General features: G+C 40.2%; 24 protein-coding genes and 1 pseudogene. 11 read left to right on the top strand and 14 right to left on the bottom strand.

The window, feature by feature from the left end; all coding sequences use genetic code 11:
- Window positions 1-212: 212 nt before the first annotated feature.
- The 9 genes from sps_RS13485 to sps_RS13445 form a co-directional block, all read right to left on the bottom strand.
- The gene (locus sps_RS13485) at window positions 213-1,202 is read right to left on the bottom strand and encodes a LysR substrate-binding domain-containing protein (RefSeq protein WP_218919647.1); all 990 of its coding nucleotides are present in this window, start codon (window positions 1,200-1,202) and stop codon (window positions 213-215) included.
- 15 nt (window positions 1,203-1,217) lie between these two features.
- Window positions 1,218-1,343, bottom strand: coding sequence for a cytochrome bd-I oxidase subunit CydX (cydX, locus tag sps_RS13480; RefSeq protein WP_077753004.1), 126 nt, complete (start codon window positions 1,341-1,343; stop codon window positions 1,218-1,220).
- A 184-nt stretch (window positions 1,344-1,527) separates the two neighbouring features.
- Complete coding sequence (gene cydB, locus sps_RS13475) at window positions 1,528-2,667, bottom strand: cytochrome d ubiquinol oxidase subunit II (RefSeq protein ID WP_077753003.1); 1,140 nt, start codon at window positions 2,665-2,667, stop codon at window positions 1,528-1,530.
- Window positions 2,660-4,264: a cytochrome ubiquinol oxidase subunit I gene (locus sps_RS13470; RefSeq protein WP_077753002.1), complete on the bottom strand. Its 1,605-nt coding sequence runs from the start codon at window positions 4,262-4,264 to the stop codon at window positions 2,660-2,662. The genes cydB and sps_RS13470 overlap by 8 nt, the downstream gene beginning before the upstream one ends.
- Before the next feature lie 336 nt (window positions 4,265-4,600).
- Complete coding sequence (locus tag sps_RS13465; RefSeq protein ID WP_077753001.1) at window positions 4,601-5,185, bottom strand: HvfX family Cu-binding RiPP maturation protein; 585 nt, start codon at window positions 5,183-5,185, stop codon at window positions 4,601-4,603.
- Window positions 5,178-5,915 carry an HvfC/BufC family peptide modification chaperone gene (locus tag sps_RS13460; RefSeq protein ID WP_077753000.1) on the bottom strand — a complete coding sequence of 246 codons (738 nt, stop codon included), beginning with the start codon at window positions 5,913-5,915 and terminating at the stop codon, window positions 5,178-5,180. The genes sps_RS13465 and sps_RS13460 overlap by 8 nt, the downstream gene beginning before the upstream one ends.
- On the bottom strand, window positions 5,899-6,759 hold the full coding sequence (locus sps_RS13455; protein ID WP_077752999.1) for an MbnB/TglH/ChrH family RiPP precursor modification enzyme: 861 nt from the start codon (window positions 6,757-6,759) through the stop codon (window positions 5,899-5,901). Before sps_RS13455 ends, sps_RS13460 begins: the two co-directional genes overlap by 17 nt.
- Window positions 6,747-7,088: a hypothetical protein gene (locus sps_RS13450; RefSeq protein ID WP_077752998.1), complete on the bottom strand. Its 342-nt coding sequence runs from the start codon at window positions 7,086-7,088 to the stop codon at window positions 6,747-6,749. The genes sps_RS13455 and sps_RS13450 overlap by 13 nt, the downstream gene beginning before the upstream one ends.
- A complete protein-coding gene (locus tag sps_RS13445; RefSeq protein ID WP_077752997.1) occupies window positions 7,085-8,026 on the bottom strand; it encodes an MBL fold metallo-hydrolase in 942 nt (313 codons plus the stop codon). Before sps_RS13445 ends, sps_RS13450 begins: the two co-directional genes overlap by 4 nt.
- Before the next feature lie 584 nt (window positions 8,027-8,610).
- Between sps_RS13445 and sps_RS13440 the strand changes: the two genes are divergently transcribed.
- Together sps_RS13440 and sps_RS13435 are read left to right on the top strand one after the other, a co-directional pair.
- Window positions 8,611-9,204 carry a toxin-antitoxin system YwqK family antitoxin gene (locus sps_RS13440; RefSeq protein WP_077752996.1) on the top strand — a complete coding sequence of 198 codons (594 nt, stop codon included), beginning with the start codon at window positions 8,611-8,613 and terminating at the stop codon, window positions 9,202-9,204.
- Window positions 9,205-9,589: 385 nt separating this feature from the next.
- Window positions 9,590-9,919 (top strand): DUF3332 family protein, encoded by a 330-nt coding sequence (locus sps_RS13435; RefSeq protein WP_077752995.1) that lies wholly within the window; start codon window positions 9,590-9,592, stop codon window positions 9,917-9,919.
- A gap of 82 nt (window positions 9,920-10,001) precedes the next feature.
- On the opposite strand, the gene sps_RS13430 is transcribed toward sps_RS13435, so the two are convergent.
- Window positions 10,002-10,688, bottom strand: coding sequence for a hypothetical protein (locus tag sps_RS13430; protein ID WP_077752994.1), 687 nt, complete (start codon window positions 10,686-10,688; stop codon window positions 10,002-10,004).
- A gap of 350 nt (window positions 10,689-11,038) precedes the next feature.
- On the opposite strand from sps_RS13430, the gene sps_RS13425 reads away from it, so the two are divergent.
- Complete coding sequence (locus sps_RS13425; protein ID WP_077752993.1) at window positions 11,039-12,706, top strand: ATP-binding protein; 1,668 nt, start codon at window positions 11,039-11,041, stop codon at window positions 12,704-12,706.
- Window positions 12,707-12,720: 14 nt separating this feature from the next.
- Here the strand turns inward: sps_RS13425 and sps_RS13420 are convergent, their stop codons facing one another.
- Window positions 12,721-13,080 carry a TM2 domain-containing protein gene (locus sps_RS13420; RefSeq protein ID WP_077752992.1) on the bottom strand — a complete coding sequence of 120 codons (360 nt, stop codon included), beginning with the start codon at window positions 13,078-13,080 and terminating at the stop codon, window positions 12,721-12,723.
- A 332-nt stretch (window positions 13,081-13,412) separates the two neighbouring features.
- On the opposite strand from sps_RS13420, the gene glnD reads away from it, so the two are divergent.
- From glnD to sps_RS13405, 3 genes are all read left to right on the top strand, one after another.
- The gene (gene glnD / locus sps_RS13415) at window positions 13,413-16,016 is read left to right on the top strand and encodes a [protein-PII] uridylyltransferase (RefSeq protein ID WP_077752991.1); all 2,604 of its coding nucleotides are present in this window, start codon (window positions 13,413-13,415) and stop codon (window positions 16,014-16,016) included.
- A gap of 395 nt (window positions 16,017-16,411) precedes the next feature.
- Complete coding sequence (locus sps_RS13410) at window positions 16,412-17,026, top strand: hypothetical protein (RefSeq protein ID WP_077752990.1); 615 nt, start codon at window positions 16,412-16,414, stop codon at window positions 17,024-17,026.
- 295 nt (window positions 17,027-17,321) lie between these two features.
- Window positions 17,322-17,723 carry a DUF1090 domain-containing protein gene (locus tag sps_RS13405; RefSeq protein WP_077752989.1) on the top strand — a complete coding sequence of 134 codons (402 nt, stop codon included), beginning with the start codon at window positions 17,322-17,324 and terminating at the stop codon, window positions 17,721-17,723.
- 275 nt (window positions 17,724-17,998) lie between these two features.
- On the opposite strand, the gene sps_RS13400 is transcribed toward sps_RS13405, so the two are convergent.
- Window positions 17,999-18,448, bottom strand: coding sequence for a dCMP deaminase family protein (locus sps_RS13400; protein ID WP_077752988.1), 450 nt, complete (start codon window positions 18,446-18,448; stop codon window positions 17,999-18,001).
- A gap of 506 nt (window positions 18,449-18,954) precedes the next feature.
- Between sps_RS13400 and sps_RS13395 the strand changes: the two genes are divergently transcribed.
- Genes sps_RS13395 through sps_RS28825 form a run of 4 tightly spaced genes read left to right on the top strand, consistent with a single transcriptional unit; the run spans window position 18,955 to window position 21,630 of the window.
- Window positions 18,955-19,419 (top strand): hypothetical protein, encoded by a 465-nt coding sequence (locus sps_RS13395; RefSeq protein WP_169915762.1) that lies wholly within the window; start codon window positions 18,955-18,957, stop codon window positions 19,417-19,419.
- A 6-nt stretch (window positions 19,420-19,425) separates the two neighbouring features.
- On the top strand, window positions 19,426-19,950 hold the full coding sequence (locus tag sps_RS28835; protein ID WP_237158076.1) for an FG-GAP repeat protein: 525 nt from the start codon (window positions 19,426-19,428) through the stop codon (window positions 19,948-19,950).
- Window positions 19,874-21,103: an FG-GAP repeat protein gene (locus tag sps_RS28830; RefSeq protein ID WP_237158075.1), complete on the top strand. Its 1,230-nt coding sequence runs from the start codon at window positions 19,874-19,876 to the stop codon at window positions 21,101-21,103. The genes sps_RS28835 and sps_RS28830 overlap by 77 nt, the downstream gene beginning before the upstream one ends.
- Window positions 21,100-21,630, top strand: coding sequence for an LruC domain-containing protein (locus sps_RS28825; protein WP_237158074.1), 531 nt, complete (start codon window positions 21,100-21,102; stop codon window positions 21,628-21,630). The genes sps_RS28830 and sps_RS28825 overlap by 4 nt, the downstream gene beginning before the upstream one ends.
- On the opposite strand, the gene sps_RS13385 is transcribed toward sps_RS28825, so the two are convergent.
- Complete coding sequence (locus sps_RS13385) at window positions 21,607-22,734, bottom strand: ISAs1 family transposase (RefSeq protein WP_077751231.1); 1,128 nt, start codon at window positions 22,732-22,734, stop codon at window positions 21,607-21,609. The genes sps_RS28825 and sps_RS13385 overlap by 24 nt on opposite strands.
- 87 nt (window positions 22,735-22,821) lie before the next feature.
- Here sps_RS13385 and sps_RS13380 point away from each other — a divergent pair, with 87 nt between their 5' ends.
- Window positions 22,822-23,256 carry a DUF4842 domain-containing protein gene (locus sps_RS13380; protein WP_077752987.1) on the top strand — a complete coding sequence of 145 codons (435 nt, stop codon included), beginning with the start codon at window positions 22,822-22,824 and terminating at the stop codon, window positions 23,254-23,256.
- Between the two features lie 21 nt (window positions 23,257-23,277).
- On the opposite strand, the pseudogene sps_RS13375 reads toward sps_RS13380, so the two are convergent.
- A pseudogene (locus sps_RS13375) lies at window positions 23,278-23,550 on the bottom strand (IS4-like element ISAs18 family transposase); the annotation flags it as partial.
- Between the last annotated feature and the right edge of the window lie 4 nt (window positions 23,551-23,554).

The raw sequence follows: 23,554 nt of genomic DNA, 5'->3' as shown, positions 1-23,554 counted from the left end.
TGATCGTAAGTTGAATGCTATTTACTAAAAAGACTTCGTTGCCTGTGCAGCGGAGTCTTTTTCTGTTTAACCTTATGATTTAAAAATTAAAGCCATCCTCTAAAGTTGTCTACTCTTTTCGTATCTGGCCTATTAATGGCAAGCTCTGTATTTACTGGATTCTAGCTGTGCTTGTTTATTGTGGTTCTGGATGAGAATAAGCAGGCGGACTATCATCCATCTTTAGCTTCTCCATATTGTTGGCAATACTTAAAAAACGCCTCGAATAACGGTGTTTTATATTTATGCTCTTGATAGGTAATAAATAGCGGATGTGCGATGACGACGTCTAGTGGCAGCTCTTTAACTCTTTTGTCGTCTAATGCCCACTTGGCCGTTAACTCTGAAACACACGCTAACCCCAGACCTGTGCTGACGGCGTTTATAATGGCTTCGCTGTCATTGAGTTCCAGAGTCATATTCCATTGGCTCAGGTGGGGCGCTAGACATTGGGTAAATACATCACGGCTTCCTGAACCTAACTCTCTTAAAATCCAGTCTTGCCCACCTAGATCAGCGTAAGATTGACTGGCTTGTTGGCTTAAAGGGTGATTAGTAGCGGCAATAAGGCACATACGGTCTTGCCACCAGGGTAAATGTACCTGACCTTCCCGGGGGATATCGGCTTCGATTAAGCCGATATCCAACTCGAAGTTGGCCAATTTTCGACAAACATCCTCACTATTGAGGATCTCTATCCGTTGATTTGTATGTCCTGTCTGCTGGCGGAAGCCTGCCAGTAACTCTGGTAGTACATGATTACCTATGGCCTTGCTGCAACCTATCTTAATTTCTCCGGTCAACTCGGCATTATCAAATAAGCTGTCGAGCAACTTAGCCCGAGCTAACAATTCATCGGCGAGGGGAAGTAACTTTTCTCCATTGGAGTTAAGCCTCAAGGAATTTGGCAATCTATCGAATAACTCCCTGTTTAGCTGCTTTTCCAGTTCCTTGAGTGAGATACTGACCGCAGGCTTTGATAGGTATAACTTCTCGGCAGCCAGACTCAAATTGGTGTTTCTGGCCACGGTGGCGAAAACTTTAAGCTGTTTAAAGGTAATATTCATCATTGACTCACTGAGAAACATGGGGCTTAAATTGACATCTGCTACAGATTTTAGCCGTGATCTGAGTATAGAGATTTCTGTCCATAGAAGTCCCATATACCCACCTTGGCATCACACTTGGTCTTGCTGATCTTTTGCAATGTTATCTTGATGTTGTTCCATCTCATACCAGATTACATTGACTATGCCGCAAGCGCATGCAAAAAAAACACCTAATATCCAGCACATGTACCACATATAAACTCCTAAATAGGTATATTTTTATATACCTTAGCTTGTTATTACTTTCTTTAATGCTTGCTAATAAATGCTTGGCTTTACCATGAGGCCAAGCATTCTGAAAGCTGGCTTGATCAAATTCAACCTTAGATATCGCCTATTTAAGGCGATATCTAAGAACTGAAGCACGTATAGCTAGGCGCTAATATGCCGAGTGATTATTTTGAATAATTTCTTTTACCGTAACGGTTCGCCACATTTTGTAGTAACACCAAAAAGTGTAGAGTAGGATGACCGGGATGATGACGACCGCGATAATTGATATAACCGATAAGGTATATTGGCTGGCGACAACATCCCATAGGGTCAAGCTATGATCTGGAACGCTACTCGATGGCATGACAAATGGAAACATTGCAGTACCCGCAGTGAGAATGACGCCAGTTGCAGATAAGGCACTGGCGGTAAATGCCCATGTGCCCTTACCAGCGCGGGCCATCAAGCCTGCTATAAGCGCCATCACTATACCGAGCGCCGGGAATGACCAAAGCAAGGGTTGTAACTTATAGTTATGCATCCAGGCACCTAGCTCAGTGACAACCTGTTTAGTGACCGGAATCGCTAATGCGGAAGGATCTACCTGACTGGTGATCACAAAGCCTTCGATAGATTGGGCAATCATCACTCCTGCTAAAACAAAACTGACAACCAGAACCAAGGCGGCTATTTGGACAGCCTTGGCCGCTCTGGATGCGACTAGCGCATCGGTGCGCATCACTAACCAGGTGCCGCCATGCATAATAATCATGGCAACACTCACGACGCCAGACAGTATGGCAAAGGGGTTAAATAAGCCTAGGTAAGTGCCGGTATAAGTAACGCGCATAAACTTATCAAAATGAAATGGCACACCTTGCAGTAAGTTACCAAAAGCGATTCCAAATACTAAAGGAGCCACCATACTGCCAACGAATAAGGCTATATCCCAGTTATTACGCCAGCGTGGAGAGTCAATCTTATTGCGATAATCAAAAGCCAGAGGCCTAAGGAATAGCGAGAATAGGGTCAACATCATGACAAAATAGAATCCACTAAATGCGGTGGCATAAACCATAGGCCAGGCAGCGAACAAGCAACCGCCAAAGGCGATAAACCATACCTGATTACCGTCCCAATGAGCGCCTATGCTATTAATCGCGACTCGGCGTTCATTATCACTTTTTCCAACGAAGAGTAATAAGCCGCCCACTCCCATATCCATCCCCGCGGTGATGACAAAGCCTATCATCAGGACGCCAATCAATCCCCACCAGAGTAATTTTAAGCTTTCATAGTCAAACATTTAAGGATTCCTTTGTGGTGCTTAGATGCAATAGAGGGCTGGCATCGGATTCTTGCTCGAAATGATAACGACCTGTGTGTAATGAGCTGGGTCCGATCCGGGCAAATTTAATCATCAGACACATTTCGATAACGAACAGAATGAGATAGACAGAAATAAAGGCGAGCATGCTGGTAAGAACATCGCTCACCGCTAGGTTGGATACGGAGAGGAAGGTCGGAAATACTTCACTTATTGACCAAGGTTGACGGCCTAATTCGGCGACAAGCCAGCCTGTTTCTATGGCAACCCAAGGTAATGGTAGTGCAAATAAAATGGCTTTAAGTAACCATCTTTTTTGTTCGATAACCCGTTTTGCATTGAAGTAAAATGCCAGAACAAACAGGAGTAGCATAGTTATACCGCTACCAACCATAATACGAAATGCAAAAAATAGTGGAGCAACTGGGGGAATAGAGTCATCCACAGCCATGCTTATTTGCTCATCGTTGGCGTCTATTACATTTTCGGTGTAGCGCTTAAGTAGCAGGCCGTATCCCAGATCTTGCTTGGTATCGTTGAAACCTGTGAGGTTTTCTTGAGTTTTGTCTCCCGCTTGCAGCTTTAACAGGTAGTCATAGGCAAGTATGCCATTGCGGATCCGCACTTCGTGATCCTTTTTCAGATCGCTGATCCCAATGACTTTTTTATCTAATGAACGGGTCGCTATAATCCCCAGAGCATAGGGTATCTTTATCGCATAATCAGTATGCATCTCTTTATCGTTCGGTATGCCTATCAGGGTAAAGTCAGCTGGTGCCTGTTCGGTATGATATTCAGCTTCAATTGCAGCAAGCTTAACTTTTTGTACTGCTCCAGCCTCATAACCTGACTCATCACCCAGTACTAAAACGGATAAAATCGCTGCCAGACCGAATCCAGATGCGACCGCAAAAGAACGCTTAGCAAAGGGGAGGTCCCGGCCCTTCAATATGTAATAACTACTGATGCTCATTACAAACATGGCACCAGCAACATATCCGGCTGCTGCAGTGTGAATGAATTTCACTTGGGCCACTGGATTGAATATCAATTGTGTGAAACTGGTCATTTCCATGCGCATTGTTTCAAAATTAAATTCACTACCGACCGGGTTTTGCATCCAAGCGTTACCAATCAGGATCCACAATGCAGATAAGTTAGTGCCCAGGGCCATCAAAAAAGTGCCGGCTAAATGTTGACGTTTAGTTAGCCTGTCCCAACCCAAAAAAAACATGCCTACGAAAGTAGATTCAAGGAAAAAAGCCATTAAACTTTCGATAGCCAGAGGGGCGCCAAACACATCACCAACATAATGTGAGAAGTAAGCCCAGTTAGTACCAAATTCGAACTCCATAGTCAGGCCTGTTGCGACACCCAACGCAAAGTTAATACCAAATAACTTGCCCCAGAACTTAGTCATGTCCCGGTATATTTCACGTCCCGTTATTACATAAACTACCTCCATGATGACCAATATCCAGGACATGCCTATGGTTAAGGGGACGAAGAGAAAATGGAACAGAGCTGTGATGGCGAATTGCCAGCGAGATAACTCCACGAGAGTTTCATTAATCATATAAAGATTTCCTATTAATCTTATTTATGTTTGTTGCCTGCGCGCTATATATTTGACTTATTGATAAAAAATCGATAAGTCTCACTTCAGGGGGTAAACCCAAAGAAAGGAACGTCTTAACAGGTGATTCGATAGTGCCAGTTAGCCCCATTGAAGTGAGGGTTCAGGCGTAAAGATAAAGAGTGCTAACCTATGTATTCACAGTTTCATTTATTCCCTCCTTCGTTAAAAGGAGGGAATAATAATTTTGGCTTAAGTAGAGCATGTCTCTTGATATAAAAACTGCTGACTTTAACTCATTAGGTTTACTGAATTGTAATTAGACGGCTAGACGTGTTATCCATTATTGATTAGCTTGAAACGTTTATTCAGCCAGTAATCGGCACTGACATAACGTCCCCCACCGTAGAAGAATAGAACCATAAACATAACAAAATAAGTTATTGGAAATTCCATTCCGTTATTTAACATCACAGGATCGGCCAGCTCAGTAAGGTAGTTATAACGTCCCGGGAAGTTCTCGCCTAACCAAGTCATAAAAGAACTTAACCGCATACTGGATTCAGCTCCTTTACCTGCAACAACCAGCCATCCATTAGACCAATGAACTAAAGCACTGGCTGCACTCATCATAAATATCATTGGAACCGACATGATTCGTGTGAACAGCCCCAGTGCAATACAAATGAGTCCTATAATTTCAGTCCCTGTTGCCATAAAGGCCATTAATGTCGGAAAAGGTAAATTCAAACCACCCTCTCCAAACGAGGTTACAGTGCCAGAAAAACCTACAACTTTAGAGTGGGCTCCTGTATATATTACCGGAATTAAATATAGGCGAATGGCAAGCAAAGCAATAAAATCAAATTTCTTACATCTGTTGAGTAATAAATTGATTCGAGAAAATAATAATTTAATCATGGAATTCCTCTTTGTGTGACATGTTAATTAAGTTTGTTTTGTGGGACTGAATTAACCACATGTTTAAATCGAAATGCTTTAGGTTTTTATCTATATATTCTTTAAGTGCAGAATAGCTAACAGGCATGACTTGATTTAGATAACCGATTAAAAATCTATCAATAAGAGTTAGCTCTTGCCATAAAACCTGATGTCTTATATTTCTAAAAATCCCATATGACAATCGCTCAGGTTTAAGGTTGCAAAACCCTACCATTGCCTGGTCTATTGAAAATGGAACTTCAATACACTGAAGAGTTTGATTCAGATAGATATAAACTTCCTGCTCATTAAAATCGTTTAACTCAGGTATTATCTCTGAATGTTTTATTGATAATGGGTTTATTTCCGTGTTGAATATAACCCACTCAAACTCAACTAGAGATAATAGTATGTGGCTTATTGCATTATAACCTTGCATAAAGCGAACAAACTCTGTAGCTATATTATGAAATTCAGGCTCTATTGAAGGATGATTATATAAAAAGTCTAAGGCTAGCTTCTCTTTATTTTTTACTCCTAATGAAAAGCTAAATAATGGGAACGTATTGCTGATAACATCACTTATGTTGTCAATAATAAATTCTCGGTAAAGGGTAACATCTGCCTTATTAGTCGTCATACTTTGGTGACGAATAGCTTGAGTCAGTCGTTGCGTATCTTTGCATAGCTTCTCAGGCGGATTGTGCATACCAGTCCTCCTCGACTTGCTTCTCTCCTGCTATCGAATCATGTAATAGCTCCAGTTCAGTACAAAGCCTTGCTAGCTCTGGAACATGGTGATCTCGCTCTAACAGTAAAGGCCGTAGACCATGATATTTAATGACCTGTTGAGCTAATGTGGTAACTTCATGATTTACAGCCTTGCCATGAGTATCCAGAAGAAAGCCGTCATCTTGTTCTAAATGTCCAGCAATATGGTAATAGCGAATAGCCTTACTAGGCAGCGAAGTAATAAAGTCTAAGGCGTTATAATGATGGTTTTTACTATTAACATAGACATTGTTTATATCCAGTAGTAGCTCGCAGTCACTCTTATCAACGAGTTCTGATATAAACTCTGCTTCTGCCATCTCATCAGCATATTGGTAATAGTAAGATATATTTTCCAATACCAATGGACGCTTAATAATATCCTGAACCCGTTTAATACGATCCGCTAAGTAGTCAATATTGGCCCGGTGGCGGGGGATGGGTAGCAACTCATAGAGGTAACCGGTTCTATCTCGAGAAAAACTCAAATGCTCACTGTAAATATCAATATCGTAGTAATCTAAGAAGTCACCGACTTTTTTGATGAAATCAATATTCAGAGGTTGGGCATCACCGATTGACAGGCTGAGTCCATGAGCAATAAGAGGATACCGTTCGGCAATACAGTCGAGACTTTCACGTTTCAGCCCTCCCATATTCATCCAGTTTTCCGGTGCGAGTTCCAGGAAATCTAGTTGTGGAATTTTAGCTTGGTTACATAGCGATAGGATATGTTCGTTACGCAGACCAATCCCTTTATTTGCAGCTGTTATTGACCACATAAGCCACCTGCGCATTTTCCTGGTTGAGCTATTTGAGTCTGTGTTTTCTTGTTGGTAATGCCTTCCCCTGAAGAGCCACATTGACCATCCCGAGCGTAAACCAATCGTCCCTGGGGATCATTGACTAAATCTTTTTTGCCAAATTGCTTTGTTCCTCCGCATTTACCAGCGGCACAGGCACCATTATTACCAGTGGTTTTCTCTGGTTTAGTCTGCGGCAGACTAGACTGAGACTGAAGCTGGGGTTGAGATACAGCAGCTTGCACCAGACTAATATTAAGACCAACTAAGGAGGTCATGGCGATTGAGAGAATTAATTTGTTTTTCATTTGTCAGATCCTTTATTAGCGTTAACGGGATAACTAGCAAGGTCGCGACCCGCATAGACTGGTCCGTGATAGTATTGCTTGATTATTTCGATAGATTCATCTTTCATGCCCAGGCTCTTACCCATAAAGTGATTAAGAACCAACATTTTCGCATGGGTTTTTGCGGCAATTTGTCCAACGGTTGAAGGTTTAGCGTGTAAATAAGCAGAGCCGCTGTCAGCACCTTCATCAATAGCGCTCGGCATTACCAGAATATCGGCATCTTTAGCAAATTCGATAAATGATTCATCACTGCCATTTTGATCGGCTGAAATAACGATTGTGCCTTTGGCGGATTCAATCCGATAAGATAAGCAAGGTACATCTCCGTGGGGAATACTCTTGGCGTAAATGGTTAAGCCATCTGCGTCATATACCTTGGTAGGTTGTTTTTTATGGATGTCGACATCATTTAAAGAGACAGGGAATAGACCATGGCTGCCATCATAGATGCCATTAAGGTAAGCGTAAGCCCCTTTATCCGAGTTAAATAATGCATCCATATACTCAGTTAAACTTGGGAATCCTCCACCTCCAGTTGGGCCTGATATGGCTAATGTCGAACTTCGGTCAAAAAATATCCCGCCTTTTAGTAAGGCTGGTAAATCTGTAACATGATCGGTGTGAAAGTGAGTCATACCTAAGAAATTCAACTCTTCCATTCTGGAGCCTGACTGACCAAATCTCAGGTATACACCTCCTCCAGCATCGATAAGGATCCGTGATTTACCTTTCCACCAAATCACCTCACCTGAGGAAGCTCTGGCATCATCAGAAATTGGGCCGCCAGAACCTAATAACTGTAAGGTAAAATCTTTATCCAGAGGTTCTGTTGAAATTGCATGGGCTAATGAGCTAACGATAAATAAGCTTGTAGCTAACATAGTTTTTTTAAACATGATTTTATGTTTCCAATATATTTTCAGATATAAAAATCAATACACAAAGATAGTATTTACCTTTGTGCTAATTTATTTCGGGAATTCCCCAGGATATTTAACCTGTTTGCCTGTACTAGATTTAAATAAATGTCCATGACATGAGGCTATATTTGTCTAAATTGGTAAGTAAAAATATTTAAATGTATTTAACATGCGTTTAATTTTTATAAACATTGGTCGCGTGGACTTGTATAGTGTGGGGCTTGTTTGGTTTCTATGATGATGAACCTTTGTCCTGCTTCTCCATAAATCAAGACCTTATGAAGCTTAGGTGAACTTGTCTGCTTTGAATTAAAGCGCTCGGGGCAATGGTCAAGAGCTGAAGGGGCCATGTTTATGTTGAACGAATGAGATGGTTTGGCTGACCTGTGTCTCCTTGTTTTTATGTGCAGGTAAACATTGCCAGATTATTAAAAGGAGTTTAGGAGGTGAACTTTCCCGATGATTTTTTTGTCACACAGATACTTCACAGAGCCAACTCGCTAAGCTCAAGCATAGTGAAGTCAACATTGAATTGATCACCATTAAATGGAAATATCATCATGAAAAAAACAATTCCTTTTGCATTACTTCTAATGACTTTTGCTGGGGCATCTCAAGCGGCCACGGTGGACTACTTACAATCAAGAGGTGGGGTGGCGTATCAGGTAAACCATGACAAGCCCTTTACTGGCACTTTTGTGAATAAGTATAACAATGGTCAAAAAGACATTGAAGTCAGCTTCAAAGACGGTAAACAGAATGGCACTGCAACAAGGTGGTACCCGAATGATCAAAAGATCAGTGAAGTTCAATATAGTGATGGGCAAAAAGATGGCAAGGAGATTGGCTGGTATGAAAATGGTCAAAAAGCCGTTGAATCTCAATTCACTAAAGGCCAAGAAGATGGAGTAGAAACACATTGGTTTGAAAATGGCCAAAAATCTTCTGAGATAACCTATAAAGATGGCAAGAAAAATGGGACGAAAACCTTGTGGTATCGCAATGGACAAAAGTACCAGGTGTCAAACTACACCCTGGGTAAGTTAAATGATGGGACGGTGACGGCTTGGTACCCTAATGGCGAAAAAGCTGCTGAAATTACTTTCGAGAAAGGAAATGAAGTCTCAAGCCAGTATTGGCCTGAACACGTTTAACTGTCGAATATGGTGTTATAGGCTAGCTGTTGTTTATTGCTAGCCTATTTAGCTGCTAAAACATTCTCAAGAGTCTAAGATACTTAAATTCTGTAATATAATATGGTTTCATTAATTATTATTAATGAAACCATATTTATCCATGCTAATTTGTATGTAGCTAGAGTGTGGTTTTTTATATTGAAACTCAGTATTATTTATTATAAGCAGTGCCTTTGTTTTTTATTCTCACTTGTTGTTAATGAAGTTAGGGAGTGGAGATAACTGTAAAATAGCTTTATTGTGATTGAATTCAAATTATGAAAGTAAGAAAATAAATAAGTATTGATAATAGGCTACAACCTATTAAGCTTACTGGCTTTATTTTTAAGTCTGGAAGTTGTCAATGAAAATCAAAGTGCTATCTGCAGTTATGCTGTCAGTGTTATTATCGGGTTGTGCAGGTCAAATGGCTGTAAGTAACGCAACAATGAAATTTAATATGGATGCTGTCGATAATCGTTATGCCAGAGGCGGCCTAACAATACTGATGGCTCCAGTATATGCTGTCACTACTGTTGCTGATTATGGTCTATTTAATCCTATTGAGTTTTGGACTGGAGAGAATATCCTTACAGACAAAAAATCAATTTATGATATGAAAGGTAAAAACTATATAGAGATAAATGACGATTTAGATGAGTCATTAAAAACGGCTCCTATTAAACTAGATTGATTTTTTACAGTGCAAGTGGATCTGAGCTAAAGATCCACTGTCTAAACATCGAGTTCAGTATGTGCACCGTTATTAAATCTAACTAAAATTGAGACTGCATAGCTAAGCCCCACTTAGTCTCTTCTTCATTAACATTATCAAAATGACTAGACTCATAACGATATCTGATTTCCCATGACCAACGTTCGGTTACACGATATCCAAGTGACAGCCAGGTATAAACTTCATATCGTTCACTGCCATCGATAGCCGCGTTGCCCTGTACAACCAATGTGTTGTACCACCTATCACTCCATGGTTTGAGAATCGTTGCACTGGCAGTTGCTGTAATACTGTCACTACTCGAGTAATCTTTTACATTCAGGTAGTTTGCCCCGAACTCAGTAAATAAGGCTGTATCCATCCAACCATTAAATTCGCTAATAATGCCAACTTGATATTGGTAGTGGTTAAAGCGGCCGATTTCTGTATCCGTTTTCCCATGTTTAATTGAAGCGCTCAGATTCCAGTTACTTAACGGGCTTTGAGGAGAATAGAGATAAGACAAGTTCCATTTATCTCCGCCAAAGTTTGTGTTTAGTTCAATTTTTTGATTGTTCCACCCATAGCGCCCAGCGACTTTTAGTACATCGGCGTCGAAACCAGCCCCTAAGGTTGTGGTTAAATTGAGAGGGTCTGCAATGTGGCGAATGGTTTGTGCATTTACAGCACTAGAGAGGCAGAGGAAAATGAGGGTTACGGGAAGCCCACTTTTATTATTGAAATACATTTGTAACACCTGAAAAAATATCATTATCACAGTCAAAGTAAGGTCGCTCAACATCTTTTACTAATTATTACAATGCGTTAAATAGGGTATAGCATCTGGCGTTGATTGCGACAAAAGTATCAATGGGTATCCTTGGGGGGGAGAGACTGAGCCCATGTGCTCTTAGCCTTGATATTGCTTTACTGGATAGTCTGGAGATAGTTGGCTGGCTCTAACATTTAAATGGGTTTCAATTCACATTGCCGAATAGGGTCATATTACTCACTGTATAGGTTGAAATGGCGGAGCCAAACACTTGTTAAGTTTCTTTCTAAGTAAACTATGGCTATATTTCAGTGATGGACTAAGCAATGGTCAAGCTCAGAAAAACATGGATAGCTATGTCATTTTTTCAGAATAATTTACGATTTCAGATAATATTCCCACTGTCGCTTATTATGGCGATTATGTTAGCGGTACTTAGTTATTCTATTCCAATACTGGTTGAAAGAAATGCAGAGCAACATGCATTACACACAGCACTTAACTCCTTAAAACAACTGAAATCATTACGCGCTTACTATACCAAAAATGTTGTTAAGAAAGTGCAAGATTTTGGCGTGTTAACACCAGCGATTAAACACTTAGGTGAGACTGATAAAATTCCTCTGCCGGCGACTATGATTCACGATTTAAGCCAGTTGTTTGACGAAAATGGAAGTAAATTGAACCTATTCAGCGCTTACCCTTTTCCTAATCGTCAACATATTGTACTTGACTCTTTTCAACAAAAAGCTTGGTTAGAGCTCAAGGATAATCCGAGTAAAATAATTAGTGTCGTAAATAATGAAAATGATCATACGATATTAAGAGTCGCGATTTCCGATCAAATGCAGGTGCAAACGTGTGTAGATTGTCATAATAACCATCCACTAACACCTAAAGCAGACTGGAAGTTAGGTGATGTACGTGGCGTATTAGAGGTGAGTATAGATATTTCGTCTCAACTGGCTCTAGCAAATACTTTAAGTTTATGGATAATTTCATGCATGCTCATTGCGTGTATATTACTGATCATACTTTTTTATTTCTTAACGGGGAAAATAACCAAGCAAGTCGGTAATATCTCACAAGGCATGATTGCCCTTGGTAAGGGCGATTACGAGACAGAAATACCTCAATATTCTGCCACGTTAGAAACACATCAAATGTACATGGCATTTCAATTGTTTAAAACTGCACTATTAGAACGTCAAGAACTTGAAAAACAGCAACAACTATTTGAAACAGAAAAAGTTAACTCATTGGGCAGGATGGTGGCCAGCATCGCTCATGATGTGAATACACCCATAGGTATTGGCGTTACCGCAACCAGCTTTTTGCAAGGTGAAATTGAAATATTAGCCAAGAAGTTTGCTTCTGGGGAGTTAAATGAGGAGGACTTTGAGGAGTTTTTAGAATCGAGTCGTAGTTCAATGACTATTTTAACTCGAAATTTATCTTCAGCGGCAGATCTTATTCGCAGTTTTAAACAAGTATCGGTCGATCAAATGAGTGAACAAGCACGAGAGGTATTGCTATCTGAATACTTCAAAGAAGTTATTCATAGCATGTTGCCTAAAACCAAAAGAGCACAAGTGACGGTTGATTTTGACTGCATTGAAGATCGCACTTGCTTTATTTATCCAGGCTTCTTATCTCAAGTGATAACTAACTTAATAGCCAACTCTATTATCCACGGCTTTGCAGAGCAAAAGAATGGCACGATTACACTGCTTATATCGGCTAAAAATAATGAAGTCAGCATACAATATCGTGATAATGGTATTGGTATTGCTGATGAGGTTCTGCCAAAGGTGATGGAGCCCTTTTTCACGACTAAAAGAGATGAAGGAGGTAGTGGGCTAGGGTTGAGTATTATTCACAATATTGTCACTCAAAAGCTTAATGGTCATATCAAGCTCACCAGTGGTGTAGGTAAAGGGTTAACGGTGGATATTTCTTTTCCTGTTTTGAAACTGGAAGCTGATGGGCTTTGAGCTCTTTATCATTGCTAAATGTAGTGACGAGCCCCTCTACGACAATAACGTTGCTCAAAATTAAATGGACTCATTTTCATGGTGCGAAAAGCATCGACCCAGCCAACAATCATAGGGACTAAGGTCCAGCTAAACATTAAGTACAAACTGCCTTTCAGATATTGACCTAAATAGAACTTATGTAAGCCTAACCCCCCCAATAACAAGCTAAACCATATTGCGAGCTTTTGATTTTTAATGCGCATGTGCGGATCGATTCCTGCGAGTGCTTCTAACCCTTGAGCTGCATGGCATAGTGGGCAGACGATTAAACTCGGGTCGATATTTTGGCTGCACTCTGTACATTGAAAGCATGGGAAATCATTATTTTTCATTGCAAACTCCAGTTGTCACAAGTTAGTCCTATGGCTAGTGACTATTATGCGTACAAGTGTGCGCTGAAACCTAGGTGCACAGTTCACAAAATTAAAATAAAGATACGGCTATCTTGTCTCCCATTACTGCTGGCTTCCTATCGTTTACCTTGAGTCCAAGTCATTCTTTATTAGCAAAGGTCGGCTTGGTTTTCCTGTTAGCGATTTGTAATTCCTACTGAGATCATCTACTCTATTTGCTCATTTTAAGGCCATTGCATAGCGGTTTAATGAGTATAACTAAAAGTCTATAAAGCTTAATTATACTCAGTGCAAACAGGCACAGGAGAAGCATGTCAGACTCTGATATATCACCTCAATTTAGTTCAAAAATGAGCATTACTGATTATAAAAAAGTAATCCAAGATGCTGACAACTACTTTAATAAAAACTTTACCCACGTTGCTATCGACGAAATAGTAAAGTTACGTGCTGATTTTTTTGACTCCTTGCTTCTCCATCTCTGGGAATGTGCCAAACTCACCGGCGAAAACTTATCCCTCAATGCTATAGGTGGCTATGGCCGTCAAACCTTGCACCTACATTCAGACATTGATATTTGTGTACTATTTCCCGAAGAACTTAGTCCTCACCAAACTACCCAGATTGGCCTTTTCTTTACTCAACTATGGGATTTAGGCCTAGAGCTTGGGCATAGCGTTCGAGCACTGACTGAAATTGATAAAGCGTGTGAAGATATCACCATTGCTACTTCATTATTTGAGATTCGCCATTTAACAGGGCCTGAGTCTCACGCTAATCAAGTTTTAGACAGACTTTATGGGGATGACCTCTGGAGCAGTGAAGCTTTCTTTAAAGCTAAGGTCAGTGAGCAAGAGGAACGTCATCTAAAGGCACAAGGCAGTGCTTTTAGCCTAGAGCCAAACCTCAAAAATAGCCCAGGTGGAATGCGGGATATTCAAACCCTGATTTGGGTAACCCGTAAGTACTTTGCTGCTGAGGATATGGCGGCTTTAAGACGGTTCGGCTTCTTTACTGCTGACGAATATGCTGAGTTATTAGAGTCACAACATTTTATCTGGCGTGCACGTTGGGCATTACACGCAGCAGCGCAGCGCTCTGAAAACAGATTACTTATCTCTTTGCAAAGTGATGTGGCTAGGCTGATGGGCTTTGGAGATAGCAGTCACCTTACTATCGAAAAAATGATGCGTCAGTTATACAGAGCAATGAGGCGGATTAGCGAACTTAATCAAATGCTACTGCAGTATTTTAAAGATGAAATCCTAGAGCAAACAGACAGGAAATCTACCCCGTTAAATCAACACTTCGAAATAAATGGTCGACTGATCAATGCTCGCCATGATGATGTATTTGTTGATCGTAAGCAGCTAATCGCTCTCTTCATTCATATAGCAGAAAACGCGAACGATATAGACGGTATTACGCCACAGACGATTCGATTAATACGTCAGGTGAGACGACGATTACTGGGTGATTTGCAAGATTTTCATAGTTGCCGTAAAGAGTTCATTTCACTATTTCGACATCCTCAAGGCATGGGCCTCGCACTATCATTAATGCACAAACATGGGATCTTAGCGTCTTATCTTCCGCAGTGGCGCGAAATTGTAGGTCAAATGCAATTCGACTTGTACCATGTTTACCCCGTTGACGAGCATACGCATAAGCTACTTAAAAACTTATACTCGCTAAATAATAAACCTGAAATTCCCTCTCTTGTACAGCCTAGTACTGTTTACAAAGCGATAGAGAATAAAGAGGTATTGTTGTTAGCCGCTTTGTTCCATGATTTAGGCAAAGGACGCGGCGGTGATCACAGTGAATTAGGAGCTGTCGACGCGTTACAATTTGCTAAATTTCATGAGCTAAAACCATCGCAAGCTAAGGTGATCGTATGGTTAGTTAAAAACCATCTATTGTTATCTTTATCATCCCAACGGTTAGATATATATGACCCTTCGGAAGTTAAGAATCTTGCTAAAACGATAGGAACTAAAGCCAGGCTCGATGCGCTCTATTGCTTAACGGTTGCCGATATTAAGGCGACCAATGATGATTTGTGGACTAACTGGAAGGCAACGTTACTTCGAGATCTCTATTTGTCGATTAGTTATGCACTGCGTAATGGTCTAGAAAATGTACTAGAGCAGCGAACTATCGTCCGTGAGCACAAAAATGAAGCCCTAGAACTGATGGGAATGAGTGAAACGACTGATGATATTAAACAGCTTTGGAAGCGCTTACCGCTATCATTTTTCAGTAACGCTCAACCCCGTGACATCGCACGTTACTCTAAAGCCATGATGAAGTACCCCACTGAACATGCACTTATTTTGTTAGATGAAAGCAGTACTAAAGGTAGCAGTGATCTGTTTGTTTATATGAAGGATAAGCCAGGCCTGTTTGTGACATTATTTAATACCTTAGCTTCACTACAAATTTCAGTTCAACAAGCTAATATCTCCAGAACTAAAGATGGTTATGTGGTGGAGTCTTTAAAAATATTGGATTATGACCATCACCCAATAAGAACTGCGGGTCGACGTGACCGTATCAAGAAAAGACTGAAACAAGTATTGTTTGAAAATAGAAAGGTGCCTAAACAACGCCTTAATAGCAACATTGGCTCATTCGTCAGTGAGGCCAAAGTTGAGTTCTTACACTCTCGTAAAAAGGATAGAACGCTTATCAGTGTTACCGCACTCGATAACCCACAATTTATGAGCCACTTCTGTAACGGTTTCAGGCTGTTTGAGCTTAACATTCACTCTGCAAAAATAACCACAGTTGGAGAGCAAGTCGACAATGTATTCCTAGTCTCTGATAAAAATGGTCAAGCATTAGACGATGAGAGTAAGCAAGCGCTAAAGTCTTTCTTTGTCGATATAATTAAAGAACAGGCCCCGGTTTAATTCTTTATTATGTGCCAGCCCCTGATAAGTGTGAACATCTGAGGACTGACATAGATGAGAGCCAATATGGACATGCATAGTTAATCTTTCCGACACAAGTGAGTCGTTTATATGGAAGAGGTTAGCTATGGGGGCTTAGTTATTTCTTTTAGTCGCTGCTCCTATACTCGTCTCCACTCCCATTAGAAAATTTGGGTTAGGAAGATATGTCGGATTTAGCATTCCAAAGTTTATTTAACTTCCACTTATTATCTGTCTTTTTCCAGCACTGTTTTAGAAAGAAGTAGATAAATGTATACTGCTTCAACTTTTCACCTCAAATAATATAAGTGACTAATTTTTATCACATGTCATGCGTAAACAACTTAATTACTATCATTATAAAAGGACTTAAAATGAAACACATCGCTTTATCTTTGCTAACTGCTGCCCTATTAAGTGGCTGTGGTGCCACTAAGACTGCTTCTAGCCCTGCACTTGAAACGAATAAAGCAATAGCACAAACAGAGATAGCACAGACAGAAATAGTGCAAACGCAAAAGGTGGAAAAAACGGTTAAGCAGGTCACTAAATTATCGAACTTGACTGATGACAAGACCGTTTATATCTTAATGGATATCCCTTTTCGTCCAGACAGCCATATCGCGGATAATATTGAAAATGAATGTGCTGAACTTGGGAATCAATTCTCAAACTCTGTATTAAAGTATGCTAAGAAACAGAAGCTTTCGCTTAAAGCTGTAGATCAACTACCCGCTAATGGCAAAGTATTAAAGTTATCCATTGATGATGTTTACAGCGCGGGAAATGCTTTCATAGGTCACCGTAAGTCAGCGAGTATAACGGCATCATATCTAGTCGATGGTGAGATGCTGGCAACGACAGAAAAGACTCGAAATTCGGGTGGTGGCTTCTTCGGCGGTTTTAAAGGCTCATGCTCGGTATTGGCGCACACGGTCAATACCTTAGGTAATGATGTGGCTAAGTGGTTAAAGCAACAGACTAATTAATCACTGATGAAAAGATAAGGCTGTCCTGTTTTCGTTTTCAGGCAGCCTTAATCATTATCATTTGTCAGGATGACAAAATATAAACCGTATAGTCAAGGATTGGAATTATTATTGTATTCTCACAAAAATATTTAAAATAGAAGTACATAGCGAAAATTGAATTCTAAAGTTTACTCAACTCCAACTTATTCCAAGAGGTTAATGTTAATTCACCTCTTGCCTAGCACTCCCTTAATCTTGCAACATGTATAAAATCGAATTTAACTTGTCTTCATAACGTCCAGAGGATTATTTTGTGAAAGTAGACTACAAATTAGGGCTGTTTATCCTTGTATGTGTATCAAGTAATGCATTTGCTTCAGCATCAGATTGCAGAGATTTAAAGGCATGTGAGAGGAAGTTTTGTGAAATAAATTATCAGCTATCAATCGCCAAATCTAACAACAATGAATTTAAGGTTGATGGATTAACTAAGGCTTTAAAATACGCTAAAGAGAATTGCTCTATCCAAGGATTACGTGATGATTTACTCGATAAAATTGATGATAAGATGGCAGACATAGAGGGATACAGACAAGACCTCAATGAAGCTGAATCAGACAATGAAACAGATAAAATTGAAAAGTATCAAAGAAAAATTAAAGAAAAAGAAGAGGACATATCTGAACTAGAAATCGAACTTGCTGAATTACAATAAGGCAAGATTCATACCTGAATTCATTGTCCTATAGGGAGTTTGTAAAAGCTCTCTAGCTATTTTGAACATTTTAAACTGAAAGCGTAAGGAAAGGGTCGCTAACGGTCCTAGATAGCGCCTAGTTACACACCTCAATTAAGCCGTTACTCGCTCATAACGGACTATTGATGACCACTTCTTAGCATTGATAGTAGGCTTCGTCTGCATGACGCAAATTTGATAGTTAAAGAGTATATTTGTCGAATTTAAATGGATGTCTTAACTAAATAAACCGATCAAACAGATTCTGAGGACTCTACCTGCATCCAATCGATTTTAACGCCGGATTGGTCGAACATATCTTGGCTTATTTTAATCTTCTCCCCCCAGCGTGACAGGAAATCTTCGCTTGGTTGTGGACTATGCACTGTGCTCAAACCCGTTTGGATTATCTTTGCAGCGCAGTTGGGGCAGGGGAAGTGAGTAACCCAGATCTCGCAGCCGCTGAGATCACGTTTAGCATAGAGAATGGCGTTCTCTTCTGCATGGAGGGTTTTTAAGAGTTTCATCTCCCGGTTATCGGTTTCTGCACTATCGGAGATCCCGTGAGGGTAGCCGTTAAATCCTAAAGAGACAATACGGTTATCTTCGGTGATCACCGCACCAACTTGAGTGGAGGGATCTTTGCTCCAAGATGCAACGAGCTCTGCCATCTGTAGAAAACGTGTTGGCCATTTTGTCATCATCTTAATAAGAACTCCAATTCTATGCTACTGAATAAATTAGTCTAACTAGGTGCCATTCTCTATGGAGAACAGTGATAAATCAACCTCTCAGCAACTCGCTTTAGTTAAATGGCTCAAACTAAAGTGTTCGAGAACAAATATGGGTGTCTTAATTATCTCTTAATTTTCTTTGCGCCTCTTGTCCCTAGTGGGGCTGAGGTAACAGCATTTGCATTATGCAATATTGAAATGTGTACTTTGCTATGTTCATTGCAAATTACACACTTTAATCGTTTTTTGAGAATACAGCTAAGTAAGCTCATTATCATTTCATATTGAGGTTGTCTTTCTTTCCTATTTATTAACAGTTGGTTATGGTTTTTTTTGGTCTTGTTTTAAAACCTTATTTATTAATATTATCCAGTTGGCGTAAACATTGCTCTTTAGAACTGAAGATTGGTTTCGCGAAGCTATAGATTCTGTGTCTACCGGGAACCAACTTAAATTTGCTAAAAGGATATCGAGTGATGGGAGATCTAAGCCGAGTAAAAATATGCTGTTATGCAGTCTTGTTTATGATGCTCTTTATGGGGTGTTCAAACTCAGATGGAGAGGAAGATACTGTACCGGAAGTAGAGGAGTACACTGACCCCGTACCTGAACCAGAGCCTGAGTTAATAGCGTCTTTTGACGATGTTGTAATTGAAGATGGCTTTACGTTTGATATGCAAAGAGCCGTGAAAATTGATATCTCTTTTAGTCAGATGCAAGACTTTACGGTTATTTCAGTTTATTCAGCAACTGATCCTGATACTAATACGCCAGTCAATTTGCTAGAAAAAGCTGAAATCCACAAGGCGATGAAATACACCAGTTTGCTGCCTGTCACCAGTTATACAGAATCAATGGTCGTCGTTATTGATGGCGATAGTTATGCAGAGCTTGAGCTACCTATAGATAAAACTAATCATATTCACTACCTAGTTGAGTAAACGATTATGCTTAATATAAAAAAATATTCAGATGTACTGTTATTTATCTTATTGCTAATGACCAGCTTATGGCATTTTTCTCTTAATGCTGAGCCTACGCTACAGGGGCAGCTTGCTAATGGTGCAACTAAATCATTTGCTAATTTTGGCACTTCAGTGGCCGTTACTGAGTCTTTTATCCTTGTTGGAACGCCAGGAAAACAAAACGATCAGGGGGAGGCGTGTATTTTTTTACGAAATCAATCCACTTGGACTATGACGAGTTGCCTAAGCCCTATCTCAGGTACTCAAAAAGCAATTAAACAGTTTGGTCGTGCAGTGGCGATTTCAGATCAGAGTGTGATTGTTAGTGCTGAGCTTCAAGGCGGACAAACTGGTGCAGTTTATATTTTTAATTATGAAAATGGTAACTGGAGTCAGCAAGGGGAGATGACGAAACCGGGGACAACGAGCAATGACTTTTTCGGACAGTCAGTCAGTCAGTATATCGGGCAATCTTGCGGTAATTGCTTCGCCAGGAGGCTCGAATGATGATGGTGCTGTTTATGTTTATAAACGTACGGGATCTAATTGGATATTAAATACTACTATCACTCCTGATTCAGAGTTCAAGAGTAAAAAATTTGGAGCGGCAGTCAACATATCTGAAGACTATTTAATCATTGGCGATGGTGAGTCAGGTAAGACTAAAGAAGGTTCTGCTTATGTTTATAAATATGATGATTATGATGATACTTGGACTAAGCAAGCAACACTAAAAGGAGGCTTAGTGACTCGTGCTGCTAATTACGCATTATCAGTGGCTATTTCTAAAGATTATGCGGTTGTTGGTGCTGGGATGGAAAGTAATCCCCATGGAAATAATGAGATTAAAAAGGGGGCTGTTTACGTATATAAACGCAAAGATGATGTATGGACTAATCAAGCCAAGCTGACCGCTAGTACGGGAGCTTCTGGCGATCAATTTGGTAATTCAGTCGCGATTGTTGGCGAGCATATAGTGATTGGTGCTGAAAATAGGAATTCATCATCAGGAAGCGTTGTTCTGTTCCATCTTGTTGGTGATGTTTGGCTGGAGCAATTTTCATTTACAGCGGCAGACGGTGCCTCACAGGATAATTTTGGCCATGCAGTGGCTGTTTCTGAAAGCTATGTTACCGTTGGCGCACATAATAAGAAGATCAAAAAAAGTTTACCTGGTGATGTTTATGTATATGCATTGAATGTGCAAACACAGCAAACTCAAGCTGAAATAGATTTAGAAAATACCTTGGCAACATTGAATAATCCCACTGCGGAAGCGGTTGTAAATCCAGATGATCTTGATGGAGATGGATTATCTAATAGTGATGAAACTGATATTTTAAATACATCACCGACAGATCCTGATACTGATAACGATGGGTTAAATGACTTTGAAGAAGTGACTGTTTACGGCTCAGATCCGCTTTTAAGTGACACAGACCAAGATACGCTGACCGATTTAGAGGAAGTTATATTTTATAATTCGGATCCGATTTTATTGGATACGGATGGGGATGGGTTTTCAGATGAATACGAAGTAAACATACTTAATACTGACCCAGGATTAATTGATACCGATGGCGATGGATTATCTGATGAAGTTGAAGTGAATGAGTTAGCAACAGACCCTAAACTGGCCGATACGATGGTGATGGCTTGACCGATAATGAAGAACTTAATCTTCATCTTACAGACCCCCTCGATGCTGATAGTGATAAGGATAATTTTAGTGATGGTCTTGAGGTTAATCTTTATGATACTTCTCCGTTAGAGGTGGCCGATGTACCAGTGCCGTTAGTCAGTAGCACTGCTTACTCACCCGCGGAGAATCAGATGGGGACAATGGCTTTTGAAGATTTTTGGCCCAGTAAAGGTGATTATGACTTTAATGATGTTGTGATTAATTATAATACGACAGAGACGAAAGTTGATGGACAGATAAGTAAAGTTATCCTTAAACTTCAACCAGTCGCGAGGGGCACGTCATATAAAAATGCACTTCAGGTCAGTATTAATACCCCCATTACGAATATCGCATCCGCAACCATGGGGCCGGTTTCTAATGCTGTACCATTAACGCCGATTGCAGATGGTAATCAGACTATGTTTGTTATTATCGATGATATTGAAGATGCTTTACCGACAGGGCGACCGCATGAGTGTTTATTTTTTAGTCGAGCTACATAATCCAGCGAGTAAAACTTTCTCTAGATGTTGAGGATTCATTAAGCAGCGCTTTTGTTTACCAACGATGCTGAGTTTGGTCGGTTCTTTTCTAAGCATGTTGAGAGCCATATGCCTCAAGTAAGCTAGATTTTCAGCGCCGTTATTTTTGTATATCTGGCATGTATCTTCGTTCATGTTGACATCCAAGACCCAGTGCATTGACTCGATACCCCAATGTTCACGAGTAGCACTTAAGGCTTGCTCTGCTGATAACTCTTTCGAACTAATATAGTAACGATATTCAAGGCTTATCGCCTTACCTTTAACCGCCCTAAAACTTTCAACCATAACAATGCATTTGAGTGCTTCCCAGCGTGAGAAATCACCTTCGAGTTCAGCCGAATTTAAAACATAGCACGTTCGATTTTCAATACGACCATGGCCTGTTTCTATATTGAAATCATCATTACTTAAGCCTGCTGAACGATGCTGACTAAAAGCTTGATTTACCGCTTTAGCTAAGTGGCCTTGATTGCTTTTTACAGCCAGTAGGTAATCACCACCTTTGTCGATGATCGCTTTAGCAATAGCCGTTTGACAGCCCATAGCATCGATTGTCACTAGCGCTCCGCGTAGATCTAGCATTTTTAAAAGCTCTGGGATTGCCGTAATTTCATTACTTTTTTGGTCTGATTTTAATTGACCAAGTACCAGCTTATTTGCTGAAGCATAAGCACTTATCATATGAATAGTGCTGTTTCGGTCATCACGATTATATGAGCCGCGTAGCGTTTTTCCATCAATCGCAATGACTTCCCCATTAGTTAGCTGGTGAACCGATTGCATCCATGCTAGAAAACACTCGTTAAAACTATCAGGATTAATCACAGAAATTGTTCTAGCAATTGTATCGTCAGTAGGGATCCCGCCTGTAAACATTTTTTGCGTTTTGAACCAATGGTGGTGACCAAGAATGTATTCTCGGATATCGAACCAACCATTCGAACCTGCAATAACAGCGCAAAGAGAACCGAACAATATATCGAACAATGGATAGGTGATTTTTGCACTTTGGCGGTGGTCGTCAATCGCGCCAAAATGCTCTTTGAATGATTCAATATACATAATGAGACTCCTTAAAAAGGAGTATAAGATCACAAGCACTTGATCAGGTCAATATTTTGCTGAAACGGCTCAAATAACGTTCACGATCTGACCCTGGCTTTACCGACCCCAAATGGGTTTAAATTTGCTAATACAGAACCGAATAGTCCTAAAGTGACAGGTGCAATGCTTACTGTAACCATCAGCTTAAAAAATCCAGTGGATGAGAACTTATTTGGTTCAGCACCTTATAATACGTATATTTCACGCAAACTGGGCAATGGTGAAGTTATTGAAGTACATTTCCCTGGTTATCGACCAACCAAGTTCGCATCGAAAAGACAATTTGGTTCAAATCATGATGATACAGATAAAAGCACTGATAAATTTTACCAGACAGAAGATAATTTACCTTGGGCGATGATCATCCCGCAAGTATGGGAGCACCCAAAAGAGAAAGTGGATTTGTCTTTGGATTATCCTGAAATTTTAGATTGGGCTTCAAGTCGTGGTAAGAGTAAAAAAGACTGGTACAAACCTTAGAGATCCCCTCATTTTTCAATTTTAAATAATCCCGAAAATTGAACGGTAAATAGGCTGGTTTTTAAGGTAACGATAAAAATTATCCATTAGAGGTTCTGCCCACTCTTCTCGCATCGTGGGTAACAGTTCATAGTAAATACAACCTTGGCGAAACAGAGAGTATGAGCGAGTTTTACTGGTATTTGCCTTTATTGTCTTTTCCAAGTCAGCATCCTCGCCCGCTTTTCCTAGTAGCGTCAGCAAGCCTATCGCCAAGGCGCTTAGCAAAAACAACCGGTCTCTACGTACCGGGGAACGC

The organism is Shewanella psychrophila, from assembly GCF_002005305.1.
Taxonomy (GTDB): domain Bacteria; phylum Pseudomonadota; class Gammaproteobacteria; order Enterobacterales; family Shewanellaceae; genus Shewanella; species Shewanella psychrophila.
This window is presented reverse-complemented; position numbering and strand designations above follow the sequence as displayed.